19 protein-coding genes are annotated in these 20774 nt (G+C 72.1%); 8 read left to right on the top strand and 11 right to left on the bottom strand.

Annotated features, from left to right (window positions below; translation table 11 throughout):
- Nucleotides 1-34 precede the first annotated feature (34 nt).
- The gene (locus OHO83_RS29100) at nucleotides 35-1021 is read right to left on the bottom strand and encodes an EamA family transporter (protein ID WP_330279950.1); all 987 of its coding nucleotides are present in this window, start codon (nucleotides 1019-1021) and stop codon (nucleotides 35-37) included.
- A gap of 154 nt (nucleotides 1022-1175) precedes the next feature.
- Between OHO83_RS29100 and OHO83_RS29095 the strand changes: the two genes are divergently transcribed.
- Nucleotides 1176-1676, top strand: coding sequence for a MarR family winged helix-turn-helix transcriptional regulator (locus OHO83_RS29095; RefSeq protein ID WP_266670577.1), 501 nt, complete (start codon nucleotides 1176-1178; stop codon nucleotides 1674-1676).
- A gap of 42 nt (nucleotides 1677-1718) precedes the next feature.
- Here the strand turns inward: OHO83_RS29095 and OHO83_RS29090 are convergent, their stop codons facing one another.
- Nucleotides 1719-3179 (bottom strand): FAD-dependent monooxygenase, encoded by a 1461-nt coding sequence (locus OHO83_RS29090; RefSeq protein ID WP_330279949.1) that lies wholly within the window; start codon nucleotides 3177-3179, stop codon nucleotides 1719-1721.
- Between the two features lie 137 nt (nucleotides 3180-3316).
- On the opposite strand from OHO83_RS29090, the gene OHO83_RS29085 reads away from it, so the two are divergent.
- Complete coding sequence (locus OHO83_RS29085; RefSeq protein ID WP_266670581.1) at nucleotides 3317-3889, top strand: TetR/AcrR family transcriptional regulator; 573 nt, start codon at nucleotides 3317-3319, stop codon at nucleotides 3887-3889.
- 112 nt (nucleotides 3890-4001) lie between these two features.
- Here OHO83_RS29085 and OHO83_RS29080 read toward each other — a convergent pair whose 3' ends face one another.
- The 3 genes from OHO83_RS29080 to OHO83_RS29070 are packed head-to-tail and all read right to left on the bottom strand — an operon-like array spanning nucleotide 4002 to nucleotide 6607.
- Nucleotides 4002-4241 (bottom strand): hypothetical protein, encoded by a 240-nt coding sequence (locus tag OHO83_RS29080; protein ID WP_116512957.1) that lies wholly within the window; start codon nucleotides 4239-4241, stop codon nucleotides 4002-4004.
- A gap of 20 nt (nucleotides 4242-4261) precedes the next feature.
- On the bottom strand, nucleotides 4262-6361 hold the full coding sequence (gene malQ, locus OHO83_RS29075; RefSeq protein ID WP_266670584.1) for a 4-alpha-glucanotransferase: 2100 nt from the start codon (nucleotides 6359-6361) through the stop codon (nucleotides 4262-4264).
- Complete coding sequence (locus tag OHO83_RS29070) at nucleotides 6362-6607, bottom strand: hypothetical protein (protein ID WP_100594170.1); 246 nt, start codon at nucleotides 6605-6607, stop codon at nucleotides 6362-6364.
- A gap of 319 nt (nucleotides 6608-6926) precedes the next feature.
- Between OHO83_RS29070 and OHO83_RS29065 the strand changes: the two genes are divergently transcribed.
- On the top strand, nucleotides 6927-9902 hold the full coding sequence (locus tag OHO83_RS29065; RefSeq protein ID WP_330279948.1) for a beta-N-acetylglucosaminidase domain-containing protein: 2976 nt from the start codon (nucleotides 6927-6929) through the stop codon (nucleotides 9900-9902).
- Nucleotides 9903-9933: 31 nt separating this feature from the next.
- Here OHO83_RS29065 and OHO83_RS29060 read toward each other — a convergent pair whose 3' ends face one another.
- Nucleotides 9934-10995: a mechanosensitive ion channel family protein gene (locus OHO83_RS29060; protein WP_266670588.1), complete on the bottom strand. Its 1062-nt coding sequence runs from the start codon at nucleotides 10993-10995 to the stop codon at nucleotides 9934-9936.
- A gap of 259 nt (nucleotides 10996-11254) precedes the next feature.
- Here OHO83_RS29060 and OHO83_RS29055 point away from each other — a divergent pair, with 259 nt between their 5' ends.
- Nucleotides 11255-11791: an HNH endonuclease gene (locus OHO83_RS29055; RefSeq protein ID WP_100594167.1), complete on the top strand. Its 537-nt coding sequence runs from the start codon at nucleotides 11255-11257 to the stop codon at nucleotides 11789-11791.
- A 76-nt stretch (nucleotides 11792-11867) separates the two neighbouring features.
- Here OHO83_RS29055 and OHO83_RS29050 read toward each other — a convergent pair whose 3' ends face one another.
- From OHO83_RS29050 to OHO83_RS29030, 5 genes are read right to left on the bottom strand one after another with little or no spacing between them, the layout of a single operon-like run.
- Nucleotides 11868-12464, bottom strand: coding sequence for a hypothetical protein (locus OHO83_RS29050; protein ID WP_330279947.1), 597 nt, complete (start codon nucleotides 12462-12464; stop codon nucleotides 11868-11870).
- The gene (locus OHO83_RS29045; protein ID WP_330279946.1) at nucleotides 12461-13837 is read right to left on the bottom strand and encodes a hypothetical protein; all 1377 of its coding nucleotides are present in this window, start codon (nucleotides 13835-13837) and stop codon (nucleotides 12461-12463) included. The genes OHO83_RS29050 and OHO83_RS29045 overlap by 4 nt, the downstream gene beginning before the upstream one ends.
- Nucleotides 13834-14610: an ABC transporter ATP-binding protein gene (locus OHO83_RS29040; protein WP_330279945.1), complete on the bottom strand. Its 777-nt coding sequence runs from the start codon at nucleotides 14608-14610 to the stop codon at nucleotides 13834-13836. Before OHO83_RS29040 ends, OHO83_RS29045 begins: the two co-directional genes overlap by 4 nt.
- A complete protein-coding gene (locus OHO83_RS29035) occupies nucleotides 14607-15566 on the bottom strand; it encodes a zf-HC2 domain-containing protein (RefSeq protein WP_330279944.1) in 960 nt (319 codons plus the stop codon). Before OHO83_RS29035 ends, OHO83_RS29040 begins: the two co-directional genes overlap by 4 nt.
- Nucleotides 15563-16123, bottom strand: coding sequence for an RNA polymerase sigma factor (locus OHO83_RS29030; RefSeq protein ID WP_266670598.1), 561 nt, complete (start codon nucleotides 16121-16123; stop codon nucleotides 15563-15565). Before OHO83_RS29030 ends, OHO83_RS29035 begins: the two co-directional genes overlap by 4 nt.
- A 187-nt stretch (nucleotides 16124-16310) precedes the next feature.
- On the opposite strand from OHO83_RS29030, the gene OHO83_RS29025 reads away from it, so the two are divergent.
- The 4 genes from OHO83_RS29025 to OHO83_RS29010 all read left to right on the top strand — a co-directional run bounded on the left by OHO83_RS29025 (nucleotide 16311) and on the right by OHO83_RS29010 (nucleotide 20773).
- Nucleotides 16311-17489, top strand: coding sequence for an ROK family transcriptional regulator (locus tag OHO83_RS29025; RefSeq protein ID WP_329435202.1), 1179 nt, complete (start codon nucleotides 16311-16313; stop codon nucleotides 17487-17489).
- Between the two features lie 70 nt (nucleotides 17490-17559).
- Nucleotides 17560-18897: an ABC transporter substrate-binding protein gene (locus OHO83_RS29020; protein WP_266670602.1), complete on the top strand. Its 1338-nt coding sequence runs from the start codon at nucleotides 17560-17562 to the stop codon at nucleotides 18895-18897.
- Nucleotides 18898-18914: 17 nt separating this feature from the next.
- Nucleotides 18915-19850, top strand: coding sequence for a carbohydrate ABC transporter permease (locus tag OHO83_RS29015; protein ID WP_329435198.1), 936 nt, complete (start codon nucleotides 18915-18917; stop codon nucleotides 19848-19850).
- Between the two features lie 5 nt (nucleotides 19851-19855).
- Entirely contained in the window at nucleotides 19856-20773 is a 918-nt protein-coding gene (locus OHO83_RS29010) for a carbohydrate ABC transporter permease (protein ID WP_330279943.1), read from the top strand.
- Nucleotide 20774 lies beyond the last annotated feature (1 nt).

Raw genomic sequence — 20774 nt, 5'->3', positions numbered from 1 at the left:
TCCCCTCCTGAGCTGTGATCTCTCTACGACCCGACTACCGTCGCAGCTCCCCACCCGTCAGGTCCATCGAAACTTTCCGCTCTTTCTCTTCAGCAGAACTGAAAGGTCGGGGCTGCGGAGCGGGGAGAGCGGCGATCCGGGGCGGGCGCTGGCCCAGCAGGGTCGCGCCGAACGCCAGCGCCATGCCCACCAGCTGCACCGGCGTCAGCGCCTGCCCGAGCGCCACCCAGCCGATCACCGCCGCCGTCAGCGGCGAGAGCGGGCCGAGGAACGTGACCTGCGTCGCGGACAGGCGGCCGATGCCGCGGAACCACAGCCAGTACGCGACCGCCGTGTTGGCGAGCGCCAGGTACGCGTAACCCGCGACGGCCCGGCCGTCCAGCGCCGGGGGCGGGCCCTCGACGAGGAAGGCGAGCGGGGCGATGAGGAGGCCGCCGGCCGTGAGCTGCCAGCCGGTGAGCGCCAGGGGACCCACCCCTTCCGGGCGGCCCCACCGCTTGGTGAGGACCGTTCCCGTCGACATCGACGCCGTGGAGGCCAGCGCCGCCAGCGCGCCGACCGGGTCGAGCGCGCCCGCCGCCTTGAGGACGACGAGGCTGACGCCGAGCGCGGCCGCGATGCCGGTCAACAGCGTGCGCCGCGTGGGGCGTTCACCGAGCAGGACCGTCGCGAGGCCCGCGACGAAGAGGGGGCCGATCGAGCCGACGACCGCCGCCATGCCCCCGGGGAGGCGGTAGGCGGAGAGGAAGAGGAGGGGGAAGAACGCGCCGATGTTCAGCGCGCCGAGGACCAGGGACTTCCACCACCAGGCACCGCGCGGCAGCGTGCGCGCCAGCGCCAGCAGGAGGAGGCCCGCGGGCAGCGCCCGCATCAGCCCGGTGAACAGCGGACGGTCGGGCGGCAGGAACTCCGTGGTGACCGCATAGGTCGACCCCCAGGAGATCGGGGCCAGCGCGGTCAGCGCGATCACGGCGCCGTTGCGCCTGTTCCCTTTCTCGACGCTGTGCTTGTTCGTCTTCATCGGGCGCCCCCCGCGGCGAAATGGGTTGGAGGAAGTGACTTCGTAGCAAGTAGCTTAGTCGTAAGCTACTTGCCGTCAAGTCACTTCCTTCCAAGTTACTTTTCACTGATCTACTTTCTTGCGACCGACCGAACCCGGGTCGCATACTCACCCCATGAGCAGCAGCAAGGACGCCGTCGACGCGATCATCGACCAGTGGGCCGAGGTCAGGCCCGACCTCGACACCACGGCGATGGAGGTCTTCGGCCGGGTCTACCGGATCTCGCGCGCGATGGGCGACCGCATCGACAAGACGTACGCGCGCTACGGCATCGCGCGGGGCGAGTTCGACGTCCTCGCCACGCTGCGCCGCTCCGGCGACCCGTTCACGCTCTCGCCTCGTCAGCTCTCGGCGACACTGATGCTGACGACCGGCGGCATGACCGGGCGGCTCGACAAGCTGGAACGGCGCGGGCTACTGCGCCGCTCCCCCGACCCGCACGACCGCCGCGGCCTCCAGGTGACACTCACCGACGAGGGCCGGGCGCTGGTCGACGAGGCGGTCGGCGCCGGGCTCGCCGTGCAGACCGAGGCGCTCACCTCGCTCGACAAGGAGCAGGCCGGCCAACTCGCCGACCTGCTCCGTCAGTTGATGGCGGGCACGCAGCCCTCCTGATACCGGACCGAACTCCCGGACGCCCCGGTCGCGGCCGGCCGCCTACGCCCGGAACGAGTACGAGTCGATGCTGTCCGGGATGCGGGCTGAGATGACGCCCCCGTCCGCCGGCTCGTCGTCCGACACCCAGGCGACGTAGCCGTCGGGGCGCACCAGGAGTGACGTGCGGCGGTCGCCGGCCCAGTGCGTGACGGCGTAGCGGTCGTCGCCCTTGTCGTGGGCATCCCCGGGGACGATCAGGACGAACGTGCCCTGACGCAGAGCCTCGTAGAGCCGGCCCTCCTTGAGCGCGACGTCGGGGACGCGGGTGCCGACGAGGCGGTGCGCGCGGGGCGGGGCCGGGTAGGCGATGCCGATGCCGGTGAGCTGGCCGACCATCCGGGTGCGCGCGGGGCGGACGCGGCCGAGGAACGCGGTGAGGGCGGCGCGGGCCGCGAGAGTCCAGGGCCGGTTGGCCATGGCGAGCCTGACGATGCCGCCGCTGCTGCGCAGGACGGCCTTCCCGACGGGGTGGCGCTCGGCCTCATAGGTGTCCAGCAGGGCCTCTCCCGCACGGCCGTTGACGACCGCGGCGAGCTTCCAGCCGAGGTTGGCGGCGTCCTGGAGTCCGGTGTTCATGCCCTGGCCGCCGGCCGGAGTGTGAACGTGCGCGGCGTCGCCGGCGAGCAGGACGCGGCCGACGCGGTACGCGGGCGCCTGGCGCTCGTCACTGTGGAAGCGGGACATCCAGCGGGCCTCGTGCATCCCGTAGTCGCGACCGAGGGCGCGGCGGGTGACCTCCTTGATCTCGTCGAGGTCGAGGGGCGCGGACTCGGGGACATTGCGCGCGCGGTTCCAGCCGATGATGCGGTAGTAGCCGTCACCGAAGGGCGCGATGAAGGCGAAGGCGTCGCCGACGGCGTTGACCGTGAGGACGTTCTCGGGCTCCTCGGCGAGCTTCACGTCGGCGAGGACGACGGAGCGGATGACGGACTTACCGGGGAAGGGGAGCCCGACGCCCTCGCGCACGGCGCTGCGCATGCCGTCGGCGCCGACGACGTACGCGGCCCGCATCGTCGTCGACTCGCCTTCCCCTGTGCGGACTTGGAGCGTCACCTCGTCCGCGTCCTGCGTGAGGCCGGTGACCTCGGTCTCGTACGAGAACTTCACGCCCGCGTCGGTGGCGCGTCGCTGCAGGGCGGCCTCGACCTCGTACTGCGGCAGGACCAGGAGGTGCTGGAAGCGGGAGGGGAGGTCGCTCAGGTCGACGGCGAGGCGGCCGAAGAGGCTCAGCCTGTCGAGGGCCCGGCCCTTGGCCTCGATGCCGTCGGCGAGGCCGCGGGCGTCGAGCTGCTCCAGGGTGCGCGCGTGCAGGACGAAGGCCCGGGAGAGGTTGCTGATCTTGTGGGGGCGCTTCTCGACGACGGTCACGGGGACACCCGCGGCGGCGAGGTCGCCGGCGAGGAGCAGGCCGGTGGGGCCGGAGCCGACGACGATCACGGTGCGAGGAGTGGTGGCGTTCATGGTGGCCTCCTGGTGCCTGCAAGCTCAGGTCGGTTGTACCCGGTCGCCCATTGCCAACGCTTGTTGGTCAACGTCTGTTGGCAAATCTAGGGGCACCGCTCTGGACTGTCAACAGGTGTTGGCCTACGTTTGTTGGCATGACAGGAACCACCCGGCAGGCACGCCGCTCGGACGCCACCCGCACCGCGATCCTCGCGGCCGCCCGCGAACGCTTCGCCGCCGACGGGTACGAGCGGGCCACGATCCGCGCCATCGCCAAGGACGCGGCGATCGACCCGTCGATGGTGATGCGCTACTACGGCAACAAGGAGGGGCTCTTCGCCGCGGCGATCGACCTGGACCTGCGGCTGCCCGACCCCGAGGAGATCGCGGTCGACGACATCGGCCGGACCCTCGTGCGGCACTTCCTCGACCTGTGGGAGGAGAACGAGGTCCTCACCGCGCTGCTGCGCGTGGGCGTCACCAACGCCGCGGGCGCCGAGCGCATGCAGGACATCTTCAAGAGGCAGACGCTGCCGCTCGCCCTGCGCGTGTGCCCCGACCCCGCCGAGGCCCCGGTGCGGGCCGCGCTCTGCGCCTCACAGGTCCTCGGTCTCGCGCTCACCCGCTACGTGCTGCGCTTCGATCCCGCCGTCGGGCTCGGCCGCGACGAGACGGTGGAGTGGCTGGCGCCGACCCTCCAGCGCTATCTGACGGCCGAGCGGCCGTAGAACCTCCCGGCCGGGCGCGCGGACCGGGGCGAGGAACGCACCGAGGGCGCCCTCGGTGCGTGGTGCACACGAGGACGCCCTCGGCAAAGACGTCACATGAGAGGTGCGGCGGTCAGCCCTGCTTCTGCGGCTTGCGGGACTTGTCACCGACGATCACGAGGCCGGCGATCACCAGGAACAGCACGATCGGCGCAACGACATAGAGGCCAAGGGTCTCGATGACGGTGAGGCCCTTACCGGGGTCGTCGCCGTCGTCGCGCGCCAGCGCGAGCGCGGGGGACGACATGAGCAGCATCATCAGCGTCGTACCGGCAGCCAGGGCGCCGGCGCGCAGGGCGTTCTTCTTGTCCACGGTGCAAACGTAGCGAACACCTAAACGGGCCGCGCGCCCGGGGGTGCCGTACGGGGCAGCCCGGACCGCAGGACCTCGATCAGCGCGTGCGCCCTCGGCGAGGCCGTGAGCTCCTCGAAGGTGACCGGGCGGCCGGTGGGGTCGGCGATCGGGAGCCGCCAGTTCGGGTACTCGTCCCAGGTCCCCGGCAGGTTCTGCGGGCGCCGGTCGCCGACCGCGTCGGGCAGCCAGACCCCGACCATGCGGGCCGGGGTGAGCAGCAGGAAGCGGTGGACGGCGCGGATCTCCTCCTCCTCGCCAGGGCCCTGTCCCCCGCCGCCGGGCAGCAGTCCCAGGCGCGCGAACAGGGCGGTCCACTCGGCGACTTCCGCCGTGGCCTCGGCCTGCTCCCGCGCGAGCGGCCGCCCGAGGAGGCCGAGGCTGTCGCGCAGCCGCACATGGTCGCCGGTCAGCCGGGCCGCGGTGGACGGCAGGTCGTGGGTGGTGGCGGTGGCCACGCAGTCCGTCCGCCACTTCTCCGGCGGCACCGGGCGGCCCGTGCCGTCCCAGTCCCGCTCGAACCACAGGACGGACGTGCCGAGCACCCCGCGCGCGTCCAGGGTTTCCCGCACGCCGGGCTCGACCGTGCCGAGGTCCTCGCCTATCACCAGGGCGTCGGCGCGGCCGGCCTCCAGGGCGAGCACGGCGAGCATCGCCTCCGCGTCGTAGCGGACGTACGCGCCCTCGGTCGGCGGCTGCCCGGCCGGCACCCACCACAGCCGGAACAGGCCCATGACGTGGTCGATGCGGACCGCCCCCGCGTGGGCGAACAGGCCGCGCAGGAGCGCGCGGTACGGGGCGTAGCCGGTGGCGGCGAGCCGGTCGGGGCGCCAGGGCGGCAGGCCCCAGTCCTGGCCGCGGGAGTTGAAGGCGTCCGGGGGCGCGCCGACGGACATGCCCGCGGCGAAGACATGCTGCTGGGCCCAGGCGTCGGCACCTTCCGGGTGTACGCCCACGGCCAGGTCGTGGACGAGTCCGACGGGCATGCCCGCGTCGCGCGCGGAGCGCTGGGCGGCGGCCAGTTGGGTGTCGGTGAGCCAGGCGAGGTGGCTGTGGAAGTCGACGCGGTCCATCAACTCGGCGCGGGCTTCGGCGGTTTCGCGCGATCCGGGGTCGCGCAACGGCTCGGGCCAGGTGTGCCAGTCGGGGCCGTGCCGCTCGGCGAGCGCGCACCAGGTGGCGTGGTGGTCCAGGTCCGCGCCCTGCTCGGCGAGGAAGTCCCAGTAGGCGGCGCGGCGGCCGGGGCCGAGCGGGACGCGCAGGACGTGGTCGAGGGCGCGGCGCTTGAGGTCCCACACGGCGTCGCGGTCGATCAGGGCGCCTGTGTGCAGGACGCCGTCGCGCAGCCGGGCGGCCTCCGTGAGCAGCTCGCGCACGCGGTCGCGGTCGGTGTCGGGCAGATAGGCGTACTCGGGGATGTCCTCGACGCGCAGGTGTACCGGGTCGGGGAAGCGGCGCGACGACGGGCGGTACGGGGAGGGGTCCGAGGGTCCTTCCCCGCGGGGTACGGCCGCGTGCAGCGGGTTGACCTGCACGAACCCGGCACCGGCGGTGCGGCCCGCCCAGGCCGCGAGGTCGGCCAGGTCACCGAGGTCGCCCATGCCCCAGGACTTCGCCGACAGGAGGGAGTAGAGCTGCACGAGCAGCCCGTACGTGCGCTCGCCCGGGGTGCGCACGCGCGGCGGGGCGACGATCAGGTGGGCGTCGGCCGCGGCGCCGTCGCGGGCGGTGGCGCGCAGCCGGTGGACGCCGAGGGGAACGGACCCGGACGGTCGCCAGCCGTCGACGCGTTCGCCCTGTTCGGTGGCCAGCTGGAGCGTCACGCCTTCGGGTAGTTCCCGCGCCCAGGCCGGGGCGGGTTCGCCGGCCCACAGGACGACCGTCGGGGGCAGCAGCCGCGCCGCGGCCTCCGCCTCGCCCGCGGCCAGTGCGTCCCGTACGGACTCCGGGGTGCGCGCGTCGACACCCAGGGCGGCGAGGACGGCGACGAGCGCGGCGTCCGGGGCCTCGACTGTGCGGCCGGGGGACGGCGAGTAGGACGGGGAGACCCCGTGCAGCGCGGCGAGCCGGGCCAGCGTCACCTAGACCCCCGAGGCGTCCAGGCCCGCGACCGGACCCGAGGGGGTCGGCTCGCTCGTGAGGGGCGCTACGTCGATGAGGGCGGGCTCGCTGGTCAGCGGCTCCGTGTCGGCGAGGGGCGGTTCGCTGGTGAGGGGCAGCTCGGCGCCGAACGCGAACTCGTCCGGCAGCGGCAGGGCGGGAGCGGGCAGGATGACGTCCGCCTGTTTGGACAGGGCCGAGAGCAGAAGGTGCGCTGATGCGGCCATGAAGGCCTCCTTTTCGCGGTTCTTCGCGGGTCTTGTCGTCGATCTTCTCGTGGGTGACGGTCTCGGCAGCTCTACCCAGCGAGCGCGGCCGCAGACATGAACGGCCCGACAACGTGTTACTGGTCACATTCTGTTCCATGGGCGGGACTCGGCCGGTGAGCGGCGCGAAACACCCCTTCCCGCCACTCCCGGCCGGGCAATTGCGGCACAACGGCCACTCCCGTTGACACTCCGACCCGGTCAGTGGTGGGCTCGGTCCCCATCCTGGGACACCTATGACCGGTCCCATCACCGAGCCGAGACCAACGAGGAGTGAGCCGTGCAGCTCCGGCGCCACAGGAAGGGGGCGGCGGCGATCGCTGTCGCCGTCATCGCCAGTGCGCTCGGGGGAGCCTCCGGAGCGGTGGCGGCCCCTCCCGGTCACCCGCTCTCCACGGGTGACCGGGAGAGCGAGACGGGGACGCCCGCGGTGTGGCCCCGGCCGCAGTCGCTGCGTACCGCCTCCGGCGCGGAGTCCGTGACCGTGACCGACGAGGTCGTCCTCGTCACCGGCCGGGGCGCCGACCCGTACGCGGTGGAGGCGCTGCGCACCGTGCTGCGCGGGGCGGGAGCCCGGCACATCACCGAGGTCGACGACGAGAGCTCCCTGCCCGCGTCTCCCGCCCTCGTGGTGCGGATCGGCTCCGTGGCCGCCGGGACCGCGGCCGGTGACGGCTGGGGGGCGGCCGGCGCGCGCCCGGGCCGGGGACAGGGCCTGGAGGCGGCGCTCGGCGCTCTCGGGGCGTCGGCCCGCAAGGACCTGCCGTCCGGCGGGTACCGGCTCGCCGTCGGGCGGACGGACGGCCGGGACACCGTCGCCGTGGAAGGCGTCGGCGACGACGGCCTGTTCCACGCCGTGCAGACGTTCCGGCAGCTGGTGAGCGGGCGCAAGGTCGCCGGGGTCGTCGTGCGCGACTGGCCGGGTACGGCCGTGCGCGGCATGACGGAGGGGTTCTACGGGACCCCGTGGACCCGTGAACAGCGGCTCGACCAGCTGGACTTCATGGGGCGCACCAAGCAGAACCGCTATCTGTACGCGCCGGGCGACGACCTGTACCGGCAGGCGCGGTGGCGCGAGACGTATCCGGCCGCCCAGCGCGCCGACTTCCGGGCGCTCGCCGAGCGGGCGCGCGCCAACCACGTGACGCTGAGCTGGGCCGTGGCGCCCGGGCAGGCGATGTGCATGTCGTCGGACGACGACGTCAGGGCCCTGAACCGCAAGCTGGACGCCATGTGGGCGCTCGGTGTGCGGGCGTTCCAGCTGCAGTTCCAGGATGTGTCGTACAGCGAGTGGCACTGCGAGGCGGACGCGAGGACGTTCGGCTCGGGACCGAAGGCGGCGGCGCGGGCGCAGGCGCGCGTGGCGAACGCGGTGGCGCGGCACCTCGCCGCGCGGCACCCGGGCGCGGGGCCGCTGTCGCTGATGCCGACCGAGTTCTACCAGGACGGGTCGACGGAGTACCGCGAGGCGCTCGCGGGCCGGCTCGACGACTCGGTCGAGGTGGCGTGGACGGGCGTCGGCGTGGTCCCGCGCACGATCACCGGGCGCGAACTGGCGGGCGCGCGGGCCGCGTTCGGGTCCGGACACGACCTCGTCACGATGGACAACTACCCGGTCAACGACTACGCGCAGGACCGCATCTTCCTCGGGCCCTACACGGGCCGTGAGCCCGCCGTGGCAACGGGTTCGGCGGCGCTGCTCGCCAACGCGATGGAGCAGCCCGCGGCCTCCCGCATCCCGCTGTTCACGACGGCGGACTACGCGTGGAACCCTCGCGACTACCGCCCGCAGGAGTCCTGGAAGGCCGCCATCGACGACCTGGCGGGCGGTGACGCGCCCACCCGTGAGGCGCTCGGCGCACTGGCGGGCAACGACGCGTCGTCCGTGCTCGGCGAGGACGAGTCCGCGTATCTGAAGCCGGTCGTCTCCGGCTTCTGGGACTCCCGTACGACGCTGGTCACCGACCGCGCGCGGTACGAGGCGGCGGCGAAGAAGCTGCGGGACGCGTTCACCGTGATGCGGCGGACGCCCGAGCGGCTCAGGTCGACACCGGTGGACGCCGAGGTGCGGCCCTGGAGCGACCAGTTGGCGCGCTACGGGGAGGCCGGGGAGACGGCCGTCGACATGCTCGACGCGCAGGCCCGCGGTGACGGGGCGGCGGCGTGGCGGGCGGCGCGACTTCTGGAGCGCCGGCGCGCCGGCCTGGAGTCCCGTCAGGTCACCGTCGGCAAGGGTGTGCTGGACCCGTTCCTCGACCGGGCGCAGAAGGCGTACGCGGCGTGGGCGGGGACCGGCCGCGCCGACGCGACGCGCGACGGGGAGGCGAAGCTTCCGCGGGCGCGGCGGCTCACGGCGGTGACGGTCCTGGCCGACCCCGGCACGCGGGGCACCGTGCAGGTCCATGAGCCGGGCGAGGGCTGGAAGTCCGTGGGCACGCTCTCGGACAGCGGGTTCACCGAGCGCAGACCGAAGGACGTGCGCGCGGACGCGATCCGCGTCACCGGCGCCGAGAAGGGCGCCGTGCGCCACGTCGTCCCCTGGTACGCGGACTCCCCCGACGCCTCGTTCGAGCTGGCCCGCACGGAGCTGGACGCGGAGATCGGCGGCGGCGCACGGCGGGTCACGGCACGCCTGACCTCGCAGCGGCCGGGCTCCGTCCAGGGGCGCCTTCACGCGGAAGGCCCGCACGGCATCAAGGTGTCGCTGCCCGACCGGGCGACGCTCCCGCGCGGCACACAGGTGAGCGCCCCGGTCGAGATCACCGTCCCGGACGGCACCCCGGCGGGCACGTACGACGTCCCGGTCAGCTTCGCCGGCACGACGCGCACGGTGTCGGTACGGGCGTATCCGCGTACGGCGGGCCCGGACCTGGTCCGCGAGGGCAGGCCCTCGTCCTCGGCCGACGAGACCGCGGACTTCCCGGCGTCCGCCGCCGGCGACGGCGACCCGGAGACCCGGTGGTCGTCCCCCGCCGAGGACGGCGCCTGGTGGCAGGTCGAACTGGCGAAGCCGGTGCGGCTGGGACAGGTCGTGCTGACCTGGCAGGACGCGTACGCGAAGGGCTACCGGATCCAGACGTCCGCCGACGGGAAGTCGTGGCGCACGGCCGCGACGGTGAAGGACGGTCACGGGGGCCGTGAGTCGGTCCGCATGGACGCCCGCGACACCCGCTTCGTACGGGTCCAGGGCGACAAGCGGGCCACGCGGTACGGCTATTCGCTGTGGTCGGTGGAGGCGTACGCCGTCGCGGAGTGACGCGAGCCGGGCCGGCGTACGCCCGAGGCCGTTACTTCGACAGGTTCGGCGGCGTGATCGGGGAGGCCGCCAGGGACTGCGGGGATGTGGTCGACGCGTAGGCGGACGGCGCCGAGACGCCGGCCGTCGGGTCGGCGGTGACCTCGTCGGCGGCCTGCAGGGGCACTCGGCCCACGATGCGGATCCCGGCCTCGTCGAAGGCCAGCTTGATGCGCCAGCGCAGCTCGCGCTGCACGGTGAGGGACTTGCCGGGCATGGTCTTCGCCGAGACGCCCACGACCATGGAGTCGAGGAGCACGCTGTCCAGGCCGAGGACCTCGACCGGGCCCCACAGCATCTCGTTCCAGGGCTCGTCCTTGCTCATGGCGACGCCGACCTCGGTCAGGGTCTCCTTGACCTTGACCAGGTCCTCGTCCGAGCGGACGGTGACGTCGACGCTCGCGGTGGCCCAGCCCTGCGAGAGGTTGCCGATGCGCTTGACCTCGCCGTTGCGGACGTACCAGATCTCGCCGTCGGCGCCCCGCAGCTTGGTGACGCGCAGGCCGACCTCGACCACCTCGCCCGAGGCGACGCCCGCGTCGATGCTGTCCCCGACGCCGTACTGGTCCTCGAGGATCATGAAGACGCCGGACAGGAAGTCCGTGACGAGGTTGCGGGCACCGAAGCCGATCGCCACACCCGCGACGCCCGCCGAGGCGAGCAGCGGGGCGAGGTTGATCTGGAACGTGCCGAGGATCATCAGGGCGGCTGTGCCGAGGATCACGAAAGAGGCGACCGAGCGCAGCACGCTGCCGATGGCGTGCGAGCGCTGCCGGCGGCGCTCCACATTGACCAGCAGGCCCCCGAGCGCCGTGCCGTCGACGGCCTGCGCCGTGCGGTTCATGCGCTCGATCAGCTTGGTGATGGCACGCCGGATGGCCACCCTCAGGACCGCGGCGATGACGACGATGAGCAGGATGCGCAGGCCGATACCCAGCCAGGTGGACCAGTTCTGCTCGACCCAGCTCGCGGCGTTGGTGGCCTGCTCCTGGGCGTCCTTGAATGTGGTCGGGTCCGAGGACGGGTCGGACGCCGACAGGACGGACAAGATCACGGCTGAAACCTCCAGGCATAGCGGCCGCCCGTGAAAGGCGAAGTTACGGGCAGACCCACCACACTAACGGGGCATTGTGTGTGGATCGTTGTCTTGTTCGAGGGAGAGGCTGTCCTCACCTGGGGATGTAGGGGGTGTGGTCGAAAACACTCCCAGCCCGTTACCGGGACATGGTGGCGCTCGTGCAGGCCATGAGGGGAAACTGACTACAGATCGTCCCGGCGCGAGCCACGCGCCGCCGGCGTACAAGGAGGCATCCGTGCCGCATGTCCTGGTCCTCAACGCGTCGTACGAGCCACTCGGCGTCGTACCGCTCCGCCGCGCGCTCGTTCTGGTCCTCGAGAACAAGGCCATGTGCCTCGAGGAGTCCGGCGCCTATATGCACAGCGCAACCTGTACTGTCCCCGCACCCAGTGTGGTCCGCCTCAAGCGGTTCGTCCGGGTCCCTTACCGGGGGCCCGTTCCTCTGACCCGGCGGGCGCTGTTCGCCCGGGACGGCGGGCGGTGCATGTACTGCGGTGGCGTCGCAACCAGCGTCGACCACGTCATTCCCAAGAGCCGCGGCGGCCAGCACGCCTGGGAGAACGTGGTCGCGTCCTGCCGCCGATGCAACCACGTCAAGGCCGACCGTCATCTGGTCGAGATCGGCTGGCGCCTGCGGCACAAGCCGGCCCCTCCGACCGGGCTCGCCTGGCGCATCATCGGGACCGGGCACAGGGATCCGCGCTGGCTGCCGTACTTGCAGCCGTTCGGCGCGGACGAGGCACTGGCCCGGATCGAAGGCATTTCCGCCTGACCATCGATCCGGGTCCTTGTTTTCACCGGTACGTTCTGCGGGCCCCGCAGAACGTACCGGCCGGGCTGTTGCCCGCTCAGTGTCCGGTCCGGGCTCCGCGCCGGGCGTAGAGCGCGCCGCCGAGCACGAAGAGCGTGAGCGCCGCGGCCCAGGCACCGCGCTGCGGCCCCGTCTGCATGGGCCAGGACAGGACCGTCGCCTCCCGCATGCGAGGGGACGAGAACGACAGATAGACGGTCGAGAAGTACAGCATCGCGGGCAGCCAGCTGAGCCGCGCCCCGATGACGACCGCCGCGAGGGCCGTGATGCCGGTGGCCCCGAGGACGTTGCGGATCATCGCCGCGGCCCCGTAGATCTGTGTGTCCCCCGGCACCGCGAGGGCGAGGACCGCCGCCGCGAGGCCGGTGAGCGCCAGCAGATGGACGAGCCGCCGTCGCCACCAGGGGCGTACCGCCGTGCGGTCCAGTTCTTCCGCGTGCTGATGCAGGCCGGTGCCGATGGCGGCGGAGGTGAGCAGCGGGGCCAGGGTGAGGAGGGGGACGCGGCGGTACGGGTCGAGGAACGCGTCCTGCCGGGTCCCGGCCCACAGGGTGAAGAGCGCCGCGCACAGGAACATGAGGAGCGTCAGGGGCAGGCCCCGCGAGCGGGCGTAGAGGGCCAGGGGCGTACTCACAGTGACGGGACCTCCTTCGGGTCGGGGGCACAGTCGCGGGCGGTCGCGAAGTAGCGGCTCAGCCAGGCGCGGCGCTTCTCGGGGGACATGGCCCTGAGGTGGTCCAGGGCCGCTTCGTCGGCGCGGTGCGTGGCGAGTCTCTTCTTGTCGCCGGGGTGCAGGGCGATGTCCTTTTCGTGTATCTGCTCGGACAGGCGGCTGGGAGCCAGCCAGCGCAGGACCGCCTCGTCGGTCCGGGCGATCCGTGCGTTCTGCGTCTTCAGCGCGGGGCAGTCGTCGCGGACGAGCTTGTGGGCGGCCTCCCACGCGTACTGCTCCGGGTCGGTCAGCTCGCCGCGCACCACACTCCAGCCGATCGGCGTGAGCATCGGCAGCTCGGCCTCGTCCTCGTGCGGCCTGCGCGGCAGGTCCTCGAAGCGGACCGGCAGGTTCTGTACGCCGTCGAGGCGGCCCCTGAGTCCCGAAAGGGCGTCGGACACCTTGGGCAGCATCCCCGGGTAGGCGGCGCTGACGCAGACGCGCGGAGCGGAGTCGTCGCACACCTGGCGCTGGGTGAGGGGGTTGCGCTGCCACATGGCGTCACCGCTCTGCACGAGGACGGTGGCCGCGGCGAGTGCGGCCGCGAGCGGGACGAGGGCGGTGGCGCGACGGCGTGCCGCGTGCGCGAGGACGGCCGTCAGGGCGAGTGCGCTCCCCCACAAGGCGAAGACGAGGGGCTGCCACCACACGGGGTCCGTGGTACCGCCGAACGGGAACCCTCCGGCGGGCCCGAGGAAACGGACGGCGGAGTCCGTGGTGGAGGCGAGGCCGAAGAGGACGTAGCCGCCCAGGGCGAGCACCGGGGCCGCGAGCCGCCACGGCACCGTCCGGCCCGCCACATGCCCGAGCAGTGCGCACGCCCCGACCGTCAGCGCGTCACCGAGGAGCACGAGCGGCAGGGGGTGTCCGGCGGAGGTGTAGGGCAGGCAGGCCAGCAGGGAGCCGGCGGCCGCGAGGGCGTAGCCGGCCGTCACCCACAGCGCGACGGGCAGCGCGCAGACCAGGAACTGTGCCAGCGGGCCCCGGGGCATCGACGCCCTCAGTTCGCCCATCCGCGTCCGGCGCTCCCGCCCGCCCTGCCACGCGCCCGCCGCGAGGGCGAGGGGGACGGCCAGGGCGGCGGCCGTGAGATGCAGGTTGCTCATGGTCTCGGGCCAGCTGCCCTGCCACTGGGCCGCTTTGGACGCCATGAGGCCGCCGACGCTGAGGAGTGCGGCGAGCCCGGCCCAGGGGGCGAAGCCGCGGAGCAGCTCGGCGCGCAGGGGGTGTCGGGGACGGCCGGGTGCTTTCGGCGCCGGTGGGGCGGTGGCGGGTGCCTGGACGTCCGTGGTCATCGGCCCGCTCCGGCCGTGGCGGCGCGATGGCCTCGGAGGGCGGCCGTGTAGCCGCGTTCGGTGGCGTTGCCGTCGGCTTCGTCGCCGTCCGTGCCGAGGGCGGCGAGGGACCCGGGGGTGCCGCGGTAGGCGATCCGGCCTGCCTCGATCAGCGTCACCCGGGTGCAGGCCGCCGCGACGTCCTCCACGAGATGGGTGGACACGATGACGGCGGCTCCCAGCCCCAACTCGCGCAGCAGTGAACGGAATTCGACCCGCTGCTCGGGGTCGAGGCCGGCGGTCGGCTCGTCGAGCAGGAGCACCGCCGGATCGTTCACGATGGCCTGCGCGATACCGACGCGGCGCACCATGCCGCCCGACAGGTTCTTGATCTTCGCGTCGATACGGTCCGTCAGGCCGACACGCGCGACGGCCCGCTCGACCGCGTCGGGCGTGAGCTCGGCGGGCATCTCCTTCAGCCAGGCGACGTACGCGACGAACTCGCGCACGGTGAAGCCGGGGTAGTAGCCGAAGTGCTGCGGCAGATAGCCGAGTCGGCGCCGGGCCGCGCTGCGCTCGCGCGGCTTGCGCAGGTCGCCGCCGAGCATCTCCACCCGGCCGCCGGTGGGTTCGGCGACGGTGGCGAGCACCCGGATGAGGGAGGTCTTGCCCGCGCCGTTCGGGCCGAGGAGGCCGTGGACGCCGGGGCCGAAGTCGAGGTCGACGCCGTCGAGCGCGGGGGCGGGGGACTTGCGGTGCCGGACGGTCAGTCCGGTCACGTGAATCGTGCTCACGCCTTCTCCAGGTGGTCGTATGCGGAGCGGCAGACGGCGAGGACAGCGCCGGACAGCGCTATCGCGGCCGCCCAACCCGCTTGTGCCGCCGCTCCGTCGAAGTAGAGGGAGATCTGTTCGGTGAGCCGTTGGATGAGGAGGCCGGGGCTGTCGCCGCGCGCGGCCGTGGGCACCGCGAGTGCGAGCAGCCAGCCGCCGCCGACGAGGAGGGTCGCGGTGCGGCAGCCGAGGAACGCGGTGAGCGCCAGCGACGCGAGCGTCAGGGCGAGTCCCGGCAGCAGCCAGGCGGCGGCGCCGGGCACCCGCGTCCCGTACGGGACGGGCCCGCCGTGGCCCGCGCTCATCGTGCCGGGCAGCAGCAGCCCCGCCACGGTGAGCAGCGGGACGCAGACGGCGAGGACGGCGGCCGCGCGCGTCAGGAGCAGCCGCAGCCCGCCCGACGGCGAGGTGGCGGCGAGCTCGTACGCCGGGTCCGCGTGACGCCCGTAGGACAGAGCGATCCCGGCGACGGGCAGTACGGGGGCCAGGGCGAGCAGCAGGGGCCGGGCGCCCTCGTACCCTCCGGCCTTCCCCAGTCCGACGGCCCCCGCGGCGACGAGCAGCAGGGCCAGGGCCCAGGGGCCGCGCAGCGCGGGACCGGCAGCCCACAGGAGCCGCCCGCGCCGCGGGCGTCGGGGCCCTGTCGGCAGCGAGTGGGCCGCCGGCGACGCGGCCTCCTCGTCGCCGGCCGGCGACGCCGCACGGATGTCCCCGAGTACGGCCGCGCGGATCTCCGCCAGTTCGGCCCCTGCCGCCCCGGCCCGTACCGCCCGGGACACCCGCGTGGCGCACGCTCCGCAGCTCTCCAGGTGTTTCTCGACGGACCAGTCGTCCGTCTCGGCCAGGAGCCCGTCCGCGTAGCGCGCGGCGAGTTCTCCGCCGACGTGCCAAGCCGGTCCGTGCCGTTCGCCGCTCATGCGGTGCCTCCCATCGGCGTCAACCGGCCCAGTGCGATACGCAGTTCACGCCGCGCCCGCATCGCCCGGGTCTTCACGGTGCCTTCCGGTATGCCGAGCAGGCGGGCTGCCTCACGGGTGGTCAGACCGTCGACGACCGTGGCGCGCAGCACTTCGCGCAACTCGGGCGAGATACGGCCGAGCGCGGTGCCCACATCGCCGTACTCCAGCCCGTCGAGCACGTGCTCCTCGACGGAGGGGACGTCGGCCGTGGGCGCGTAGGCGATCTGTCCGGTCCTCTCCTGGACCCGTCGGGCGTCGACGAGCCTGCGCGCGGCGATCACCCAGAGCCAGCCGCCCGCCTCCGCGCCGCGGTGCGAGGCGGCGGAACGCCACACGGTGACGAAGGTGTCCTGCAGTACTTCGCGGACGACTTCGGGATCCGCGCACCGCCGGCTGAGCCGCGCGTGCAGCCATCCGGCGTGCCGGTCGTAGAGCGCGGCCATCGCGGCGGAGTCCCCGCCGGCGACGGCGCGCAGCAACGCCGCGTCCGAGTCGTCGTCTCCCTGGCCCCCCATGGGGCGGAACAGTCTCACAACCCCTCTATCGATGGTGCGTGTCACTTCGGTTCACGGGGCGGGCACGGCGGGGACAACAACTTGGCCACCGCCCGGCCGCACCCTATTGACGCGGCCTTCACCCACGGCTTACGTTCCTCGCACATCAATAGGAAACCTTCCTAACAGTGCTGCGAGGAGACAGGTCATGGCCGGTACGGCCCCGGGAACCCCCGGTACCCCGAGCGTCCTGCGCGCCATGAACGACCGCGCGGCCCTCGACCTCCTCGTCGCCCACGGCCCACTGACCCGCACCCGGATCGGCGAGCTGACCGGCCTGTCCAAGCCCACCACCTCGCAGCTGCTCAGCCGGCTGGAAGCGGTGGGCCTGGTGCGCACCACGGGCAGCCAGACCGGCCGCCCGGGGCCGAACGCCGTGCTGTACGAGATCCACCCCGGCGCCGCCCACATCGTGGCCGTCTCCGCGGACCCCACCGGGATCACCGCCGTGGTCGCCGACATCGCCGGCGCCGAGCGCGGCCGCTGCCGTATCGAGGCCGTCGCCGTCGCCGACGACGTGCGCAACCGCACCGCCCAGCTCGTCGCCGAGGCTTTCGACGGCGCCCTGCGACGGGCCGGGCTCGGCCACGACGACATCACGGCCACCGTGATCGGCACCCCCGGCGCCATCGACCCGCACACCGGTCAGCTCCGGTACGCCCCGCACCTGCCGGGCTGGCACTCGCGCACCCTGCTCGCCGAGCTGGCCGAGGTCCTCGGCACCCCGGTCTCCATCGAGAACGACGTCAATCTCGCCGCCATCGCCGAGCAGTACGAGGGCGCGGCGCAGGACCACGACGACTTCGTGCTGGCCTACGTCGACGAAGGTGTCGGCGCGGCGATCGTGCTCGGCGGCGTGCTCCTGCGGGGCGCGACCGGCGGCGCGGGCGAGATCGGCTACATGCCGCTGCCCGGCGCCCCGCTGGCGCGCGGCGGCGAGAAGGAGACCGCCGGCGAGGACGCGGGAGGCGGCTTCCAGAGTCTGGTCGCCGCGCCCGCCGTGCGGCTGCTCGCCGGGGGCACCAAGGACCTCGGCGAGGCCCTCGCCGACCCCGCCGTGCTCGACGAGGTGGCCCGCCGCCTGGCCACCGGGCTCGCCGCCGTCGTCGCCGTCGTCGACCCCGAGCTGGTCGTCCTGTCGGGACAGGTGGCCCAGGCCGGCGGCGAGGCGCTGCGCGTCCGCGTCGAGGACGAACTCACCGGTCTCGCCCTGCCTCGGCCCCAGCTGCGTATCAGCGATCTCGACGACGACCCGATCCTCACCGGTGCGCTGCGCTCGGCGCTGACCCAGGCTCGCGACATCGTCTTCGACACCAGCCACGTCTGAGCCCGCCCCACTCTCCCCTCCCCCCTTTCGTCACTTCCCCCGACCCCCGTACAGGTAAAGGACGTTCGCCATGCCGCGATGGCGTGTACCCCTGCGCGCGCCCGTAGCGCTCGCCGCGGCCGGACTGCTGCTGTCCGGCTGTGCCAATCCGAGTGTCGGCAGCGCCGACGACGACCCGACGAAGCCCGTGACCCTGAAGTTCTGGCACGGCTGGTCGGCGCCCGGCGAGGTGAAGGCGATCAACAACTCGATCGCCCGCTTCGAGAAGCTCCACCCGAACATCAAGGTGAAGGCCACCGGGAACGTCACGGACGCCACCATCAACCAGGCCCTGCGGGCCGGCGGCGACGAGGCCCCCGACGTGGTGACCTCGTTCACCACCAACAACGTGGGCCAGTACTGCGACTCCGGCATGTGGGCGGATCTCGACCCGTTCATGAGCAAGAGCGGCCTCGACAAGGCGAAGGTCTTCCCCAAGACCCTCCTCGACTACACGAGTTATGACGGCAACCAGTGCGCCCTGCCGCTGCTCGCCGACGCGTACGGGATGTACTACAACAAGGACGCGTTCAAGGAGGCGGGCATCAGCCGGCCGCCGCGGACCATGTCCGAGTTCGAAGCCGACGCCAAGGCGCTCACGAAGCGCGCGGGCGGCTCCTACAAGCGCGTCGGCTTCATGCCGAACTTCCGCCTGTACCAGAACAGCCCCGACCGGCTCTTCGCCCAGTGGGGCCCCGCCTACTTCGACGCCAAGGGTGACTCGCGGCTCGCGAAGGACCCGGCCACGTACAAGTTCTTCGACACCGCCCACAAGCTCGTCGAGGCGCAGGGCGGCTACAACGCCCTGGAGCGCTTCCGTACGTCCTTCGGTGACGAGATGTCCACGCAGAACGCGTTCATGAACGGCAAGCTGGCGATGCACCTCGACGGCGAGTGGCGCGGCCTGATGATGAACGAGGCCAAGGTCGGCTTCGACTGGGGCGTGGCACCGCTGCCGGTCCCCGACGACCAGGCCGAGACGTACGGGCGCGGCTATCTCACCGGCACCGTCGCGGGCATCGCGCACAGCAGCAGGCATCAGAACGCGGCCTGGGAGCTGGTCAAGTACCTGACCGCCGACACCGACCAGGTCGTCAGTTTCGCCAACGCGATCCACAACGTGCCGTCCACGTTCGCCGCACTCAAGTCGCCGAAGCTGGACGCCGATCCGACGTTCCGCACCTTCCTGGACATCGCGCAGAACAAGTACAGCCAGGTCATGCCGCCCTCCACCAACGGCGGCATGTACGTCACCTCGCTGCAGGACTTCTCGTACTCGGTCGAGGCGGGCAAGGTCCACGACCTCAAGAAGGGGCTGCGCGAGCTCGACCGGCAGATCGACGCCGACACCCTTCAGTCGAAGAGCTGAGGAGCGGGAGCCCCATCATGGCCTTGACACTGTCCAATCCCGCGCGGCGCAGACTGCGTACGCTCGGGTTCCTCTCCCCCTGGCTGATCGGCTTCAGCGTCTTCTTCGCGTACCCGCTGATCGCCACCGTCTACTTCTCGTTCATGCACTACAACCAGATCCAGAAGCCCGACTTCGTGGGGCTGCGGAACTGGAGGTACGTCTTCGAGCAGATGCCGCTGTTCGGTCCCGCCCTGTGGAACACGCTGTGGCTGGTCGTCGTGATGGTGGCCCTGCGGGTGATCTTCGGGCTCTCGCTCGGACTGCTCATCACGAAGATCAAGACCGGCGCCGGCTTCTTCCGTACGGCCTTCTACCTGCCGTACCTGGCCCCACCGGTGGCGGCGACCGTCGCCTTCGTCTTCCTGCTCAACCCGTCGACGGGGCCGGTCAACGAGGTCCTCGCGCACCTCGGCATCACCGGACCGAACTGGTTCAACGACGCCGCCTGGGCCAAGCCGTCCCTGGTGATGCTCTCGCTGTGGGGCATCGGCGACCTCATGGTGATCTTCATGGCCGCGCTGCTCGACGTGCCCAGGGAGCAGTACGAGGCCGCGGAGCTGGACGGCGCGGGTGCCTGGTCCAAGTTCCGGTACGTGACCTGGCCGTCGATCACTCCGATCGTCATGTTCGCCGTCGTCACCGGCGTCGTACAGACGATGCAGTACTACACGCAGGCCCTGGTCGCCGGAAAGATCGCCTCCGGCGTCTCCATCGGCCCCGGCAGCGTCATCCAGCCCGGCTACCCGGACCACTCGACGCTCACCGTCCCGCAGCTCGTCTACTCGATGGGCTTCCAGAACTTCAACACCGGCGCGGCGTGCGTCCTCTCGCTCGTGCTCTTCGCCATCGCCATGGCCGTGACCATGCTGCTCATGCGCAAGCGCTCGGGTCTGCTCGCGGCGGAGGACTGATCAAGATGACGTCTACGACACTCAGCCCAGCCCCCACCCCGACCGCTGCTCCCGCCGGCGCCTCGCGTCAGCGCGGACCCGCCGCCGCTCGCGCCCGCCGCAAGCGCGTGCTGCACTGGATCGCCGTGCACTGCGTCGCGATCGCCGTCGCGCTGCTGTTCATCCTGCCGTTCGTGTTCGTCTTCCTGACGTCGGTGATGAGCGACAGTCAGGCGATGAGCGGCGACCTGTGGCCCGACTCCTGGCACTGGGAGAACTACAAGGCCGTCTTCGAGACCGACGGCTTCCTCGACTGGTGGAAGAACTCCCTGCTCTACGCGGGCCTCGGGACCGTGTTCACCGTGTGCTCGGCGATCCCCGTCGCGTACGCGCTCGCCAAGTTCCGCTTCCGCGGCCGCAGGACGGCGATGATCCTCGTCATCTCGACGATGATGCTGCCGCCGCAGGTCATCGTGATCCCGATGTACCTGGTGTGGGCCCAGCAGTTCCATCTGTCGGGCACGCTGTGGCCACTGATCATCCCGATGGCGTTCGGCGACGCGTACTCGATCTTCCTGCTCCGTCAGTTCCTCCTGACGATCCCGAAGGAGTACATCGAGTCGGCGAAGGTCGACGGCTGCGGTGAGCTGCGGACCCTGCTCAAGATCATCGTGCCGATGGCCAAGCCGGGCATCGCCGCGATCGCGCTGTTCCAGTTCTTCTACTGCTGGAACGACTACTTCGGGCCGCAGATCTACGCGGCCCAGAACCCGGCGTCCTGGACGCTGTCGTACGGCCTCGAGTCCTTCAAGTCCGCACACAGCGTCAACTGGAACCTGACGATGGCCGCGACCCTTCTCGTGATGGCGCCGGTCTGCATCGTCTTCTTCTTCGCACAGAAGGCCTTCGTCGAAGGCGTCACCCTCACCGGAGTAAAGGGCTGAG

Source organism: Streptomyces sp. NBC_00569 (genome assembly GCF_036345255.1).
Taxonomy (GTDB): domain Bacteria; phylum Actinomycetota; class Actinomycetes; order Streptomycetales; family Streptomycetaceae; genus Streptomyces.
The sequence above is the reverse complement of the archived record's forward strand: the minus strand, read 5'-3'. Positions and strand labels throughout refer to the sequence as shown.

Bases quoted from the DNA above. Each gene is read 5' to 3' on its own strand.
- OHO83_RS29070 (WP_100594170.1), bottom strand. From the start codon at position 6,607: ATGGCCGCATCAGCGCACCTTCTGCTCTCGGCCCTGTCCAAACAGGCG.
- OHO83_RS29015 (WP_329435198.1), top strand. From the start codon at position 18,915: ATGGCCTTGACACTGTCCAATCCCGCGCGGCGCAGACTGCGTACGCTC.
- OHO83_RS29090 (WP_330279949.1), bottom strand. From the start codon at position 3,179: ATGAACGCCACCACTCCTCGCACCGTGATCGTCGTCGGCTCCGGCCCC.
- OHO83_RS29035 (WP_330279944.1), bottom strand. From the start codon at position 15,566: ATGAGCGGCGAACGGCACGGACCGGCTTGGCACGTCGGCGGAGAACTC.
- OHO83_RS29085 (WP_266670581.1), top strand. From the start codon at position 3,317: ATGACAGGAACCACCCGGCAGGCACGCCGCTCGGACGCCACCCGCACC.
- OHO83_RS29100 (WP_330279950.1), bottom strand. From the start codon at position 1,021: ATGAAGACGAACAAGCACAGCGTCGAGAAAGGGAACAGGCGCAACGGC.
- OHO83_RS29020 (WP_266670602.1), top strand. From the start codon at position 17,560: ATGCCGCGATGGCGTGTACCCCTGCGCGCGCCCGTAGCGCTCGCCGCG.
- OHO83_RS29095 (WP_266670577.1), top strand. From the start codon at position 1,176: ATGAGCAGCAGCAAGGACGCCGTCGACGCGATCATCGACCAGTGGGCC.
- OHO83_RS29010 (WP_330279943.1), top strand. From the start codon at position 19,856: ATGACGTCTACGACACTCAGCCCAGCCCCCACCCCGACCGCTGCTCCC.
- OHO83_RS29045 (WP_330279946.1), bottom strand. From the start codon at position 13,837: ATGACCACGGACGTCCAGGCACCCGCCACCGCCCCACCGGCGCCGAAA.
- OHO83_RS29025 (WP_329435202.1), top strand. From the start codon at position 16,311: ATGGCCGGTACGGCCCCGGGAACCCCCGGTACCCCGAGCGTCCTGCGC.
- OHO83_RS29030 (WP_266670598.1), bottom strand. From the start codon at position 16,123: ATGGGGGGCCAGGGAGACGACGACTCGGACGCGGCGTTGCTGCGCGCC.